The organism is Paenibacillus melissococcoides (assembly GCA_944800085.1).
Classification (GTDB): Bacteria; Bacillota; Bacilli; order Paenibacillales; family Paenibacillaceae; genus Paenibacillus_B; species Paenibacillus_B melissococcoides.
In genome coordinates this window covers 359,738-374,714 of the sequence record CALYLO010000005.1, presented here as the reverse complement: position 1 = coordinate 374,714, position 14,977 = coordinate 359,738, and the positions used below count along the sequence as shown (strand labels likewise).

At 52.7% G+C, this 14,977-nt stretch carries 14 protein-coding genes and 2 pseudogenes; 11 read left to right on the top strand and 5 right to left on the bottom strand.

Annotated features, from left to right (window positions below):
* Window positions 1-509: 509 nt before the first annotated feature.
* From OCY70_RS19590 to OCY70_RS19580, 4 genes are all read right to left on the bottom strand, one after another.
* Entirely contained in the window at window positions 510-938 is a 429-nt protein-coding gene (locus tag OCY70_RS19590) for a hypothetical protein (RefSeq protein WP_213426380.1), read from the bottom strand.
* Window positions 939-1,325: 387 nt separating this feature from the next.
* The gene (locus OCY70_RS36235; protein WP_213426381.1) at window positions 1,326-1,523 is read right to left on the bottom strand and encodes an IS3 family transposase; all 198 of its coding nucleotides are present in this window, start codon (window positions 1,521-1,523) and stop codon (window positions 1,326-1,328) included.
* Between the two features lie 76 nt (window positions 1,524-1,599).
* Window positions 1,600-2,025: a DDE-type integrase/transposase/recombinase gene (locus OCY70_RS19585; RefSeq protein ID WP_213426382.1), complete on the bottom strand. Its 426-nt coding sequence runs from the start codon at window positions 2,023-2,025 to the stop codon at window positions 1,600-1,602.
* A 21-nt stretch (window positions 2,026-2,046) separates the two neighbouring features.
* Window positions 2,047-2,298 carry a helix-turn-helix domain-containing protein gene (locus tag OCY70_RS19580; protein WP_261945141.1) on the bottom strand — a complete coding sequence of 84 codons (252 nt, stop codon included), beginning with the start codon at window positions 2,296-2,298 and terminating at the stop codon, window positions 2,047-2,049.
* A gap of 355 nt (window positions 2,299-2,653) precedes the next feature.
* On the opposite strand from OCY70_RS19580, the gene OCY70_RS19575 reads away from it, so the two are divergent.
* The 11 genes and pseudogenes from OCY70_RS19575 to narI all read left to right on the top strand — a co-directional run bounded on the left by OCY70_RS19575 (window position 2,654) and on the right by narI (window position 12,944).
* On the top strand, window positions 2,654-2,956 hold the full coding sequence (locus OCY70_RS19575; RefSeq protein WP_213426384.1) for a rhodanese-like domain-containing protein: 303 nt from the start codon (window positions 2,654-2,656) through the stop codon (window positions 2,954-2,956).
* A 32-nt stretch (window positions 2,957-2,988) separates the two neighbouring features.
* Window positions 2,989-3,216: a sulfurtransferase TusA family protein gene (locus OCY70_RS19570; RefSeq protein WP_040730214.1), complete on the top strand. Its 228-nt coding sequence runs from the start codon at window positions 2,989-2,991 to the stop codon at window positions 3,214-3,216.
* Window positions 3,217-3,311: 95 nt separating this feature from the next.
* Window positions 3,312-3,794, top strand: coding sequence for a DsrE/DsrF/DrsH-like family protein (locus tag OCY70_RS19565; RefSeq protein WP_261945110.1), 483 nt, complete (start codon window positions 3,312-3,314; stop codon window positions 3,792-3,794).
* Between the two features lie 244 nt (window positions 3,795-4,038).
* Window positions 4,039-5,184: pseudogene (locus tag OCY70_RS19560) on the top strand (nitrate/nitrite transporter); the annotation flags it as partial.
* A gap of 96 nt (window positions 5,185-5,280) precedes the next feature.
* Complete coding sequence (locus OCY70_RS19555; protein ID WP_249724485.1) at window positions 5,281-5,745, top strand: hemerythrin domain-containing protein; 465 nt, start codon at window positions 5,281-5,283, stop codon at window positions 5,743-5,745.
* Complete coding sequence (locus tag OCY70_RS19550; RefSeq protein ID WP_213426386.1) at window positions 5,729-6,049, top strand: hypothetical protein; 321 nt, start codon at window positions 5,729-5,731, stop codon at window positions 6,047-6,049. The genes OCY70_RS19555 and OCY70_RS19550 overlap by 17 nt, the downstream gene beginning before the upstream one ends.
* An 85-nt stretch (window positions 6,050-6,134) precedes the next feature.
* On the top strand, window positions 6,135-6,395 hold the full coding sequence (locus OCY70_RS19545) for a hypothetical protein (protein WP_261945109.1): 261 nt from the start codon (window positions 6,135-6,137) through the stop codon (window positions 6,393-6,395).
* A gap of 15 nt (window positions 6,396-6,410) precedes the next feature.
* Window positions 6,411-10,094, top strand: a complete 3,684-nt coding sequence (locus tag OCY70_RS19540; protein ID WP_213426388.1) for a nitrate reductase subunit alpha — start codon at window positions 6,411-6,413, stop codon at window positions 10,092-10,094.
* Entirely contained in the window at window positions 10,084-11,577 is a 1,494-nt protein-coding gene (narH, locus tag OCY70_RS19535; RefSeq protein WP_213426389.1) for a nitrate reductase subunit beta, read from the top strand. The genes OCY70_RS19540 and narH overlap by 11 nt, the downstream gene beginning before the upstream one ends.
* A 3-nt stretch (window positions 11,578-11,580) precedes the next feature.
* On the top strand, window positions 11,581-12,237 hold the full coding sequence (gene narJ / locus OCY70_RS19530; RefSeq protein ID WP_213426390.1) for a nitrate reductase molybdenum cofactor assembly chaperone: 657 nt from the start codon (window positions 11,581-11,583) through the stop codon (window positions 12,235-12,237).
* A 14-nt stretch (window positions 12,238-12,251) separates the two neighbouring features.
* On the top strand, window positions 12,252-12,944 hold the full coding sequence (gene narI / locus OCY70_RS19525; protein ID WP_213426391.1) for a respiratory nitrate reductase subunit gamma: 693 nt from the start codon (window positions 12,252-12,254) through the stop codon (window positions 12,942-12,944).
* Window positions 12,945-13,114: 170 nt separating this feature from the next.
* Here the strand turns inward: narI and OCY70_RS19520 are convergent.
* Window positions 13,115-14,947 (bottom strand): annotated as a pseudogene (locus OCY70_RS19520) (ABC transporter substrate-binding protein).
* Window positions 14,948-14,977 lie beyond the last annotated feature (30 nt).

Sequence of the window (14,977 nt, the reverse complement as noted above, 5' to 3'; positions counted from 1 at the left end):
GGTTAATAGCTTAGTGCCTTCAGCTTTTTTAGAAACTCATTCTCCACCTCCAGAAGCTTGATCTTGGCCCCAGCACGTCTTAATTTCTCCTCGACTGAAAGCTCCTTACTGGAGGGTCTTCCACAGCTGCCTTTGCCTCGCCGTTCCTCAAGAAGACCTGCTTCGCCATGAGCGGCATAAATAGCTCTCCAACGCTTCAAGCTCTCCTTTGGTTTATGTGGACTAAACATCTCTAGGTCAAAGCCCGCCTCAAGAAAAATCTCCCTTGGAGTTTTTCCAGCTTTGTAGGCTTTAACAGCAGCAAGCTTAAAGACTGGAGTGAAAGATATACTCGTCTCTGATACACGCTTTACATTTGGATTTCTTCAAGTTTTTTGATCTGTGACTCGTTATACCCCATGCTCATACTCCGTTCTCTATAAATAAATTCAATTATAAACGCAAAAAAACCGAGAGAGGGCGCTTTTTTAAAGTGTCCATCTCTCAGGTCACAGTTCACCTAAGTATATCTAGTAAATCCCGTTGTTCCAATCTTTTACGGTATAGTTACCAATGTTTCTAGTTCCTTTACCGGCAGCAGACTTAATGACAACTCTGTACCAGCCAGGTCCTTTATTATGTGTAGGCTTCAACAAACACTCATCCCAATATGTCCCTGAGTTCCAGCTAGAGGCAACCGTTATCCATAAGGACCCCTTCTTTTTCTCGAGAGAGATGAGCAGGTTTGCTTCAGATTTGGTAATTGGAGTAGTCCAAACATTCACGTGCGGAGTGTTGGAGGCATATTTTTCATAGTAAATTTCTTTTTGGGATGTGAACTCATATCTCCCTTCCAAAGCTCCTTCAGCTGCAAATGCAGGTACTGCCAAAACAAACATCATGCAAAATACCATCATGAAACAACTAAAAAACTTAAATTTTTTGTTCTGTAGAATCATAGAAGTAACCTCCTTTTAAATGATTATATTGTAGACAACGGCAAATAAATAGGATAATTTACCATTGTAAACTGTGATTATCTTATCATTCGCTTAGGTAAATATCAACCATATATTAGGAGATTCTATTGAAATTGTTCTTACAAGGAGAGTTATAATGAACGTGAAAACAGCTCCGTAATTGCTTCATTCGTAGGTTAAAAGGGGAAGTAGGAGAACCACCATTTCAGAGCTACAAAGAAAAAGGAGCTGTTCTGCCGGTTGGACAAAGACCTACGTTTTCATGAAGTGCCCCCTGTCAAGTAGACAGTGTAAAAAACAAAAAAATAGTTTACTTTCCCTCAGTTCAATTAACAGAGCTGAGGGGTTTATTTTCTTTTCTTATCGTTATACAACTCGTCGATATTCGTTGGGTGACAAGCCATTTAAACGCTCTGTATAGCGGTAATTGTTGTAGTAACGAATATAATTTCTTACGTCTTTGAGGACATCTTCATAGGTATCGTGTTTCGTCGGATAAAAGCTTTCTGCCAAATGTACCCCAAAATCGTTCAATTGGTTGGTTATCCAGGCATCGGCCCACACGAGACATACTTTTAATAAATCCGTATTTCATCTGAAGTCGATTGTATGATACGAAGTATATTGAAAACCTCTGTCACTATGGAGAAGTGGAGTCACTCCCGGGTTCACTCCTGTAAGCCTTCTTCACTGTATCCATGACGAGTTTATTATTGTTGGAGTGGCTTAACACCCATGAAACTATGGAGTTATCGTATACATCAACAATAGCGCTCAGATAGGCTTTACGACCGTTCCCGTACTTCAATTCTGTGACGTCCGTACACCACTTCGAATTAGGAGAATCCGCTTGAAACTCACGGCTCATCACATTTTCAGCCACATGTATTTCGGAAGCTTTCACGTCGTTTGGCCGTTTCTTACGAATCACAGCCTTCAATCCAAGAGCACGCATGATTCGATAATAACGCTTTTTGTTGTAATTCTTTTTAAGTTTTCGATTCAATTGTGTACGGATCTGACGATAGCCAAGTACCCCCTTCCGCTTGTCATAGCGAAGTTTCACTTCCTTGGCAGCGAAAGAATTTCAAGTTCTCTGGTGGATGGTTTCCATCTCAGGCCTGATCTCTGCCAACTTTTTTGCGAGGGCGTTCTCCATTTCTAAATACTCATTTCGTGCTTCCAGTTCTTTGATCCGAAGCTTAAATCGTTCATGATCATCTAACTTTTCTACAGGCTTATTACGACCGCGATGGTCCTTGAGGGCTTCCTCACCGCCAGATTTATATTTACGAACCCATGCGTACATCTGTTGATAAGAAACATCATATTTCTCGATGGCTTTCTGATAATCTAAGTCATTCGCGATCGTATATTACGCGATTTCAATACGTTCTTCAAAAGTGGTTTTACGTCCTTTGTTCATTTGGGATTGTCCTTTTCCTTTACGAGTAGGTTTCATTTCTATCCCATTAGTATACTTGGAAATCCATCTCGTCAAAACACTAATGGTTTTTGTTTTTTCTACTGTCTACGATGATGGGAGCATATCATTATCAGAACAGTTATAGGGTGACATTATCACAGAAGAACAACACAAGAGGAGCCTTGTCGCTTGACGAGCGGAAGTGATCTTATTATACTGTTCATATACCTATACAGGTATATGTATAGAAAGATGGAGGTGTACTGAAATGTCTTGGAAGGAAATGCTTCCCGGCGAGGCGGAGCAGATGCTGAACGCGGCGAAGGCCCGGTGCGTGGATGTCCGCGAGCCGGAGGAATATGCGGACGGACATATCCCGGGTGCGGTGAATGTCCCTCAGAGTGAATTGCCGGAGCGGAGCGGCGAGCTCGATCCGGCGCAGGCATGGATTGTCGTGTGCCAAGCCGGCGGCAGAAGCGCGAGAGCGTGCCAATATTTAGCTGCGGTTGGCTATACCCGGCTGCACAATCTGTCCGGCGGCATGAATGACTGGGCGGGAGAAGTGGAGTAAGCAAAGAACATCGATTGGAGAGGTGGAACATGATGAAGGTCACGACTGTGGTGGATACGAGCGGAATGGCATGTCCGATGCCGATCGTGCAAGCGAAGAAAGCGCTCGAGGCGCTGGAAAGCGGACAGGTGATGGCGGTCATCTCGACCGATAAAGGGTCGCTGAACGATTTCCAGGCATGGGTCAAAAAGACGAACCATGAGATGGTTGGTCAGGAAGAGGAACAGGGCGTCTACAAATTTTATGTGCGGAAAAAGTAGCCGGTCCGAAGACGGGCGCAGCGGTGCCTGCCAATCGCTCCGGCTTGGCATATGTCGCAGCCTTTGCCTGCGAAGAAATGGAAAGGGGGGAGCGGGTGAATCAATCGCCACCGAAGACCACGATTGTGTTGTTCAGCGGAGAAATGGACAAGGCGATGGCCGCGTTCATCATCGCGAACGGCGCGGCGGCCTATGAGCATGAAGTGACGATCTTCTTTACGTTTTGGGGGCTGAATGCCCTGCGGCGGGATGAGGCCGTTCAGGTAAAGAAGGGATGGCTCGAAAAAGCTTTTGGCTTTCTCATGCCGAGGGGCGCGAACAAGCTGGGATTGTCCAAAATGAACTTTTTGGGCATGGGTCCGAAGATGATCCGGCATGTCATGAACAAGCACCACGCGCTGACGCTGCCTCAGCTTATCGAGCTGGCGCAGGAGCAAGGGGTGAAGCTGGTGGCCTGCACGATGACCATGGATCTGCTCGGCCTGCGGCAGGAGGAGCTGATGGATGGCGTCGAATATGGCGGAGTGGCCGCCTATCTGGGCGATGCGGCGGATGGAAGAGTGAATTTGTTTATCTGATCATGCCGAATCCGCGTCGCCGAAGACGTTTCGAAGTCGGTTCACATATCAGGGAACGGCCCTATGGTTCCCGGAAGAGTATGGGGTGTCTCAAAAGTCATTGAAAATGACGAGGGACGCTCCTTTTTTAATCTGAGAAAGTTCCATTAGAAGTTTATTTATCCAATGGAAAGGATACATTAAGTAATATAGGAATCGCCTTTTTCTCTAAATAAGCAGGAGTGAAACAACAAAAATGAACACATTGATCTCCAAAATCCAGCTTCCTCTGCAAACCACGAGCCTAATCGTCTCGTTCATGGTGTGGGTATTGATTTCGTCTTTATTGTCGTACATCGCAGCAGATATTCCTCTTACGGCAGGACAATCGGCATGGGTATCGGCCGTACCCGTCATCTTAGGTTCCGTGCTGCGTATCCCGGCGGGTTTTCTGGCCAACCGGTTCGGAGCCCGCTTTTTGTTTGCGCTGAGTTTTGCGGCTCTGCTCATTCCCGTTGCTTATCTCTCGATAGCCCGGACATTTCTGGATTTGATCCTCAGCGGCTTTTTTCTCGGAATTGCGGGGGCAACCTTCTCCATCGGGGTAACCTCTTTGCCGAAGTATTATCCCGCAGAAAAGCACGGTACGATCAACGGCATTTACGGCATCGGGAATATGGGAACGGCGATTACGACCTTTGGCGCACCCTTGCTGGCGAATGCGTTTGGGTGGAGAGGAGCGGTCCAGTCGTATCTCTTGCTGATACTCGGTTTTGCCGTATTGAATTTGTTGTTGGGAGACCGCCATGAACCGAAGGTCCGCAATTCTTGGAGAGAACAGTTTAGACATGTCTATAAGAACGAAAAGCTGTGGTTTCTAAGCCTGTTCTATTTCATCACATTCGGATCTTTTGTCGCATTCACGATCTATTTGCCTAGTTTCTTTGTTTCCCATTTTCACTTGGCCAAAGTCGACGCAGGCCTCCGCACGGCGGGGTTTATCGTACTGGCCACGCTGATAAGGCCGGTTGGCGGATATTTGTCCGACAAATTCAACCCGTTTCTCGTGCTCAAGCTCGTCTTTACAGGGTTGACCCTGTCCGGGATCCTGCTTTCCTTTAGCCTGAATATGCCGTTGTTTACTTTAGGCTGCTTGACGGTCGCCGCCTGTGCCGGCGTCGGTAACGGAGCCGTATTTAAGCTGGTTCCTCTCCATTTTGCCGGGCAGGCAGGGATTGTTAACGGCATCGTATCCGCCGCCGGCGGACTCGGGGGATTCTTCCCTCCCTTGATTCTGACCCTTTTGTACGGTTGGACAGGCCATTATTCCATCGGCTTTATGGCGCTTTCCGAGTCGGCATTGGCCAGCCTGATCCTTGTCTTTTGGATGTCGTTTCAAGCCAAAATGGAAAACTGGACGCCCGTCGAAGCGGAACCCCCGCCTCGGCAGGATTAAGTATACGGATTCCTTGCACCGGGATTCACACTTTAAAGGAGGCGAACAGCCATGAAAAAAGGGTTGACAGGCCCTGCCCTAAAACATGTAGACAGCCATTCCGCGATTCATGAGGCGGCCTTGGAAGAAGCGAAGGAACTGACCGAACTTCTCGAGAGCTGTATAAAAGCAGGCAAGACGGACGAGGCGCTTGAACTGGCCTATCTCATTGTCGAGCATTGGGAATCCCGAACCCTGCAGCATGCGCAAAGCGAGGAGGAGGGACTCTACAAAGAGGCGGTAGAAAGGAAGCCCCATTTACGTGATGCGGTCCTCATGCTGACGAGGGATCACAATCTGATGAGGTATCTTGTTGAGGAAATCAAGGCGTTGTTGGCTGAGGAGGGGGCCATCCGCGAGGCGTGGCTGCGCTTCTCTGCGCTGATTCACATCGATATGCTGCATAATCGGGACGAAGAGCGAATGATTGAAGCGGAAATCGAAGAGTCGGGGAATTCATATGAAAAAACAAGCTAACCCTGACTTTTATCCGGAAATGCTATTGATTGCAGGCCATAAGGAACTTTACCGTTTGCTGATCTCGGTGCTGCGGGAGAAGCATATTCATCCTTACGACGTAAGAGCGGGGATCATTCATGCGCCGGAAGGCGCCACCGTTACGCTTCGCTTCGGCGAGAATTTAGCGCGAAAGGCCGAACGTTTTTTTACTTGGGAAGAGATCCAGGAGGAGAATCCGGGGATCACCGAATTTTTCCGCGGTTCGGGCGATGCCATCCGGAAGTCTCTTATGGATGACTATTTCATTCGGATGAAGCCCTAGTTGTCGCTTCGATCTGCTGTGACCTTCTTGGTGCTGCAAGGCGGCTTCATTGATCAAGACTTGAGTAGGCGAAAGGAGAGACGTTATGGAGCTCTACCAGGAAGAGGCCTTCCTCCAGCAGGATAGGGCAGATCTGCTCGCGCTCTTGTCGATCCGTTTCGGAACGGTCCCGGACGAAACGGCGGACAAGATTGGACAAATCAGGGATTTCAACCGGCTCCAGAGACTGATCCTGGCCGCCTGCAACGTGCCGGAATGGAAGTTGTTCGAGGAAGAACTGGAGGAAGGCGAAGGGAGCAGTCGGTTAGTGGGGGAGCGCTTTAACCCCATAGGGAATGATTTGTAAGGAAGGGTGAGAACAATGGGCGGCAACAAAAACAAATTGTTTCAATCTCTAAAGCACTTAAAGCGGGGAGGGCGAATCAATCAGGATTGGACCGAGGAAAGTCCCCGACCCCGGGAATGGGAGGACCTATACCGCGGCCGATGGCAGCACGATAAGGTGGTCCGATCCACCCACGGCGTGAATTGCACGGGTTCCTGCAGCTGGAAAATCTTTGTGAAAGACGGCATCATCACTTGGGAAACCCAGCAGACGGATTACCCGACCACCGGCCCGGATTTTCCAGAGTACGAACCTCGGGGATGTCCTCGCGGAGCCAGCTTCTCCTGGTATACATACAGCCCGACCAGGGTGAAGTACCCCTATATCCGTAGCGATCTTCTGGAAATGTGGAAGGCGGAGCTCGCCCTTGGCCATAATCCCGTGGCGGCGTGGGCCAACATTGTCGGCGATCCGGACAAGCGCCGGCGCTACGTAGACGGCAGAGGCAAAGGAGGATTCGTCCGGGCGGACTGGGACGATGCGACTCGAATGATCGCGGCAGCGGTCATTCATACGATCAAAACCTATGGTCCCGACCGGATCGTTGGTTTTAGTCCGATCCCTGCCATGTCCATGGTTAGCTATGCGGCCGGCACCCGGTTCTTGTCCCTGATCGGAGGCACGATTCTCAGTTTTTACGATTGGTACGCCGACCTGCCGCCGGCATCCCCGCAGATCTGGGGGGAGCAGACGGATGTCCCGGAAAGCGGAGATTGGTATAACACGAAATATTTCATCATATGGGGAACCAATCTGCCGCAGACGCGGACGCCGGATGCGCACTTTATGGTCGAGGCCCGCTATAACGGAACAAAAGTGGTGGGCGTCAGCCCCGACTACGCGGAATATGAGAAATTTGCGAATATTTGGCTGCCGGCCCGCGCCGGCACGGATGGAGCGCTTGCTATGGCCATGACTCACGTCATTTTGAAGGAGTTCTACGCCGAGCGGGAAATCCCGTATTTCCAGCAGTATGTCAAGACATTTACCGATCTTCCATTCCTCGTCCTTCTCAAAGAGGATGAGCGTCTCGTCCGATCCGACCGTTTTCTGCGCGCCTCCGATTTGGGCCGCGCCGAAGAATTGGCGGAGTGGAAAACCGTGATATGGGACGCTGCAGCCGGAACGCCCTTTATTCCGAACGGAAGCCAAGGGTTTCGCTGGGATCAGGGGAGCAGATGGAATTTGGATTTGGAGCGTGAAGATGGCAAGGCTGTAGACCCGCAGTTGACCTTTCTTCATGACGCAGATGAAACGCTGTTGGTCGACTTTCCTTATTTTGCGGAAAAAGAAGGGCAGACCGTGCGCCGCGGCGTTCCGGTGAAGCACCTGAACGGGCCGGATGGAGAAATCCTCAAGGTCGCGACCGTGTTCGATCTCATGATGGCGCATGCGGGCGTCAACCGGAACCTCCCCGGCGATTATCCGGCGGATTATGACGATCCGAAGCCGTATACGCCGGCTTGGCAGGAAGAAATTACGGGCGTGAAAAAATCCCGCGTCATCCAAGTGGCGCGGGAATTTGCGGACAACGCGGCGAAAACCGGCGGCAAATCCATGATCGCCATGGGCGGGGGGACGAACCACTGGTACCACAGCGATCAGATTTACCGCTGCATTCTGAACTTGGTGCTGCTGACCGGTTCCCAGGGCGTTAACGGCGGGGGCTGGGCTCACTATGTCGGCCAGGAGAAGGTGCGCCCGTTGGAAGGCTGGCAGCAAGTCGCCTTTGCGAACGACTGGACGAAGCCGTCCCGCTTGCAGAACGGCACTTCCTTCTTTTATTTTGCGACGGAGCAGTTCCGTTACGAAGCGCAGGTGAACAAGGAGCAGGCAACGCCATGGGGCGGACGCTATAGCAAGATGCATCCGGCCGATGTCAACGCGCTGGCTGTCCGGCTCGGCTGGCTTCCGTCCTTTCCCCAGTTCTCCCAGAACTCGATTGACTTGGTGCGGGAAGCGAGGGAGAAGGGCCTGGCCACGGATCAGGAGGCGGCTCAATACATCGCCAGGCAAGCGGCCGCCGGGGAGATCCAATGGTCCATCGAGCATCCCGAAGATCCCCGCAACTTCCCGCGGGTATTCTTCAATTGGCGTTCCAACCTGCTGGGCGACAGCGGGAAAGGACATGAATATTTTGCCAAGCACTTGATGGGCTCGGAACACCAAGTGCTGACGGACACTCGGAATTCCTGGCGGCCGCAAGATGTCCATACGAACGATGTGCCCCCGGAAGGAAAGACGGACTTGTTCGTCAGCATCGATTTCCGGATGACCAGCTCGGGGCTTTTCTCGGATATCGTGCTGCCTGCGGCGACATGGTACGAGAAGTTTGATTTGAGCAGCACGGACATGCATCCGTATGTTCACCCGTTCAATCCCGCGATTACGCCGCCCTGGCAAGCCAAAAGCGACTGGGACGCGTTCCGGGAAATCGCCAAAGTTTTCTCGGAGCTGGCGGAACAACATTTGCCTGCCTGCGAGGATGTCGTCATGTCTCCTCTGGCCCATGATACGCCGCAAGAAATCGCTCAGGCCTACGGTAAAATACGGGATTGGCGGAAAGGAGAGACGGAAGCGGTACCCGGCAAAACGATGCCGGCGTTCCAAATTGTTAAACGGGATTATCCGAATGTCTTCCGGAAAATGACGACGATCGGCCCTAACGTCAAAAGCGGATACGGCTCCAAAGGGGTAACGATTCCCGGGGAGCGAGTGTATGAGGAACTGGCGGAGCGGCTAGGCATTTCCCGCAGGGAAGGGATAGGCAAGGGGCATCCGGATTTGTACACGGACAAACAGGCCATCGAAGCGATACTGCTGATGTCCGGGGCAACCAACGGCAAGCGGGCCGTCGAAGGGTGGCGTTCCTTGGAGGCCAAAACCGGAAAGAAGCTCGCGGGGATCGCGGAGCCGAGGGAGGAGGACGCCTTTTCCCTTGCGGACATCACCGCGCAGCCGCGGACGGCTATTTCGGCTCCCGTCTGGAGCGGATTGGAGAAGGACAACAGGCGGTATTCTCCCTTTACCTTGAATACGGAATACCGCGTTCCGTGGCGGACCTTGACCGGCCGGCAGAGCTTTTATCTGGATCACGAGATGATGCTCGACTTCGGGGAAGGGCTGCCGCTTTATTTGCCGCCGCTCGCTCACATTCCTTTTCTGGAGGGAGAAAAGGAAGTACCGAACGACGGGAAGTCCCTTACTATCCGCTATTTGACCCCTCACCAGAAGTGGGGGATCCATACGATGTTCACCGAAAGCACGCAGATGGTGACGCTTTTCCGGGGCTGGCAGGTCGTGTGGCTCAACGAAAAGGATGCGGCGTCCATCGGGATCAAAGATAACGACTGGATTGAAATATATAACCGGAACGGCGCCGTCGTCGCCAGGGCGGTCACGACCTACCGTATCCCTCAGGGCATCGTGTACATGTACCATGCCCAGGACCGTACCATGGGCGTGCCGGGGACAGCCATCAATAAGCAACGGGGCGGTACCCACAACAGCGTCACCCGCGTGACGGTAAAGCCCACCCATATGATCGGAGGATATTCCCAGCTGAGCTATGGGTTCAATTATTACGGTCCGACAGGCAACCAGCGAGACACGATCACCATTATCAGACCGCTCAAGGAGGTTGACTGGCTTGAGGATTAAAGCGCAAGTTGCCATGGTGATGCATTTGGATAAATGCATCGGCTGCCATACCTGCTCGGTCACCTGCAAAAATACGTGGACCAATCGGCCCGGTATGGAGTATGTCTGGTATAACAATGTGGAAACGCGGCCGGGGCCCGGTTACCCCACGGAGTGGGAAAACACCAACCGCTATAAAGGCGGATGGGTGCTGAAAAACGGCAAGCTGACCCTCCGGGCGGGCGGACCGATCGCCAAGCTGGCAAGCATTTTCTATAACCCGGATATGGCTACGCTGGACGATTACTATGAACCGTGGACGTACGATTTCGATAACTTGATTCACAGTCCCCGGCGAAATCATGTTCCGGTCGCCCGGCCGAAATCAATGATTACCGGCGAGTTCATGGACAAGCCGGAGTGGGGGCCCAACTGGAACGACGATTTGGCGGGCGGAAGCGAGATCGTTCCCATGGATCCTAACGTGCGGAAGCTTCAGGAGCATATCGCCATGGAGTACGAGAAAACGTTCATGATGTACCTTCCGCGCATTTGCGAGCATTGTCTCAATCCGTCCTGCGTGGCGTCTTGTCCGTCCGGGGCATTATACAAGCGCGAAGAAGACGGCATCGTGCTGGTGGACCAAGAGGCTTGCCGCGGTTGGCGGTTCTGCATGAACGGGTGTCCGTACCATAAAGTGCATTATAACTGGAACTCTCACAAAGCCGAGAAGTGCAATTTTTGCTATCCGCGGACGGAGGCCGGTCTGGCCACGATTTGTTCTGAGACATGTGTCGGCAGACTGCGGTATATCGGCGTCGTCTTTTATGATGCGGACAAAGTGAAATCAGCCGCCTCGGTGGAGAACCCGCAGGATCTGTACGAGGCTCAGCTCTCCGTGTTCCTTGATCCCTTCGACCCCGAAGTGATTAAGGAAGCGCACCGGGCCGGCATCAACGATGCCTGGATTGAGGCCGCGCAGCAGTCTCCGGTGTACAAAATGGCCATAAAGTGGAAGGTGGCTCTGCCGCTGCATCCGGAGTACCGGACGCTGCCGATGGTCTGGTATGTTCCTCCGCTGAGCCCTATCATGAATCACATTGAGGAGGAAGACCTGCAGACCGACCACTACATCCCGGCGGTGGATCAAATGCGCATTCCGATGGAGTATTTGGCGTCCTTGCTGTCGGCGGGCGATACGGACGTTATCCGCCGGGTGTTGCTCAAGATGACGGCAATGCGCGTGCATATGCGCAATCGCTCAGTGGGAGGCATGGACGAACTGAAGCTCAGCCGGCTGATACAAGAGGCGGGACTGTCCGTCGAGGAGATCGAAGAGATGGCGCGTCTGTTCGCCGTAGCCAAATACAGCGAGAGATTCGTCATTCCCACCGGGCGGCGCGAGATGGACGACGATCTCCATTACAAGCAGGGAGCCTGCAGCTTGGAAGGCATTGCGCCGCAGGAGGGCGTCGTGATACGTCCTTATCGGAAGGGAGTGTAACTTGTGGAAGAACAACAGCGCTTAATTCTGTTGGCGGTATCGCGGCTCTTGGGCTACCCGCAGGATGATTTTCTGAAGGAACGGGAAGAACTGGCCGTTGCCATTCGTGTGGAACCGGAATGGGAAGGATTCCGCGATCGGCTTCTCGCGGCAATGGCTCGCTTCGATGAATTTACGTTGAGAGAACTGCAGGAACTGTACGTGCAGACCTTTGACTGGAAGGAAAATACGGGTCTATATCTGACCGCGCACGAATGGGGGGACAGCCGGGGGCGCGGGGCCGCGCTCGTTCTTCTTCGGCACATCGCGGCCGATGCCGGGTATGAGCCCGCCGAAGGCGAACTGGCGGATTACCTTCCCGCGCTATATGAGCTGCTGGCGTCGGGTCCGGATAATGCGCATCTCCAAGCCTTGAAGCGCCGTCTCGCCGTGGCGACGAAGCGGGTGCTCGATCATCTGCCGGCCGGCCACCCTTATGCGGACTTGTTCGATCTCCTGGTTCACCATGTATTTGGTCTTCCTTCCGCCGAAGACGTCTCGCTTCTTGAGCGGAAGCGGGAAGAGGCAGACTTGGATGAGCTTCCTTTTCCTATTCTGTACGGCATGGACGGAACCGCAAGACAAGACTGCTTCCTGCCCAATATGAAGATGTGCACATGAATGGAGGTTCTTCAATGGCCGATATTTTCTGGTGGGTGGTTTTCCCTTATATTACGCTGACCGTGATGATTGTGGGGCTGCTATACCGCTTCGCGTTCCATCAGGTCAGCTGGACAGCTCCCTCTACGGAACTGTTTGAGAAAAAAGCGCTAAGAATCGGTTCGCCTTTGTTTCACTATGGCATCGTGTTCGCCTTCATCGGACATATCATGGGAGTTATGATACCGCGCGGTGTATACGAGGCCTTGGGTGTCACGGACGAACTGTACCATTTCTTTGCCATTGCCGGCGGAGGCATAGCCGGACTCATGGTTGTGGCCGGATTGGTTATCCTGCTGATCCGGAAGCTGGCGAACCGCCGGGTGAGTGTTCACTCTTCGTTCGCCGATTATTTTTCAGTCATTCTCGTTCTCGTTATCGCCGCCATGGGAACGTATATGACGCTCGTGTACAATATCACCGTGACCGCTTATGAATACCGCACCACCATCGGACCCTGGTTTCGCAGCCTGCTGGCGTTCCAGCCCCGTTACCAATTGATGCGGGACGTTCCGCTTCTGTTTCAAGTTCATGTGATTGCGGCGTTTCTGCTGTTTGCGGTTATCCCTTTTACGAAGCTGGTGCATATGTTTTCCTTTCCCGCCCGCTATCCTGCTCGAGCCCCTCAGCAATACCGTTCGCGTGACGGTTATAAACGCAGAACATAGCGGGCGGCTGGACAGGGGCGCATGCCGATTTTTACGGGCTCGTGCCTGAAGCGGTGCGGTTCTGGATGATAGCGAGCTTCTACGACAGGTTCGCCTCGCGGCAGACATGACCGGGGGACATGCAAGGTCCCGGGCGCTCGCATGGAGAATGCCCGGGACCTTCGCGATCCTTATTTTGCGGAGGCTCTATATTTGTCCAAATATTCCTTTACCTTGGCCGGATCGGCTTTCAGCTCGTTGCCGGTCTGCACGATCGGGCTGACGGTCGAAGCCGCTTTGTACTTATTATTATTGTAGAACTGCAGAATCTCGTCCTGGTTAATCGAGTACAGTACGGCTTTGCGCAAATCCTCGCTCTTCGCGACGTCGCGGTTTTTCGTATTGAACAGCAGATAGGAGACGGCATTGCTCTGAATCGTCTGCAGGCTCAGCTTGCTGTCGCTCTTCACGACATCGAACTTCGTGTCCGGCACCCCGTAGTTGACGTGAACTTCGCCGCTGCGCAATGCCGCGAGGGCGCTGTCCGTATCCTTGATGAAGCGCAGCGTCACATTGGATATGTTCGGCTCATGGCCGGTGCCCTTCATGTAGGCAGGGTTTTTCTGGAATTTGGCTTCATAATCATTTTTGTACAGCAAAATATACGGTCCGCTTGCATACAGCGTATTGTTGTATTTGCTGCCTTCGGTAACCGTGTTCTGATCGCCGTAAGGAATATCCTTGTTGACATCGAAGGAGGCGACATCATACGTGTTGATGCTCTCGACCTGCTTCTTCGACACGATGCCCGCCGATTGGTGCGCCAAATAATTGAGCACCTGAGGGAACGGCTCCGTCGTCGTCAGCTTGATGACCTGATATTTGCCTTCTTTATTGTTGGCCTCATTTTTATCCGCGACGAGAGCCGATATTTTCGTATCCAGCCCTTTCTCCAGCGCTTCCTTCACCGTCTCGCTGCCGCCTGACACCTTCACTTGCTCCAGCGCGTTCACGGTCGTGACGATTTCGACCTTTTTGATATGCTCGTGAAGGCTGTACGTGCGGTGATCCGGCACCGAGTTTTTGTCCTTGGCGCGGTTCAGGGTGAAGACGACATCGTCGGCGCCGACGCGCTCGCCGGAATCGCCCGCCTTTTTGTCGGTTACTATGGCGAAGTTGATATCGTCGCGCAGGATGAAATAATATTCTGAATTGCCTCCGGCGATGCTGTATGCGCGGGACAGGGAGCCGTCCGCCGTGATTTTGTCGTCATCGGTCAGATTGATGAGCCGGACTTACATATTCGTATTGATCATGTTGATCGAGCCGTCATTCCCTTTGATCGGGTCGAGCGACGTCAAGGTCGGGTTCGTCTGCGTCAGCAGCAGCGGCTCGGTGTCCCGCTTGGACGTATCGTTGAAGTCGACATCCTCCCAGGCGAAGGAGCGGGACTTGGACAGCCGCACCGACTTCTCGTTCAGCACCTCTTTATTGAACGCTTGGCTCTTGACGGAAATGTAAAGCGGCGCAATATAAGCTTTATCGAAGACCAGCTTCTGCTCGAATTGTTTGTAGGTGTCCACATATTGATCCGGCGTCTCGGAAGCGGCCTTCTCGATCAGCTCGTCAATCTCCGGATCGGAGAGGATGCTGTAGTCGCCGCCCGATTTGAACAGGGAACGGACCGCATAGTCCGGATTGCCTGTCACCGTTGTCCAGCCGGAGAGCGAGATGTCGAAGTTGCCGGCCTCCTCCTGGGCCTTGAAGCTGCCGTAGTCGGGCTGAAGGTTGAGCTTCACGTTGAAGCCGTTCTTCGTCAGCTGATCCCGGATGATGTTGATATCGTCCTGCCCCGAGCTCATCTCGAGCAGCTCGATCTCGACGGCGCCTTCCGCAGCCGGCTTGCTGTCCCCATCCGCGGCGGGGTTGTTCTGGCCTTCCGTGTTGGACTTGGTGTTCACCGTGCATCCGGTCACCGCGAGGGCGATCGCGAGCATGACAATGCATAATGACCTTTTCTTCATGATGATTCCTCCTGGGTATGAAGTATGTGT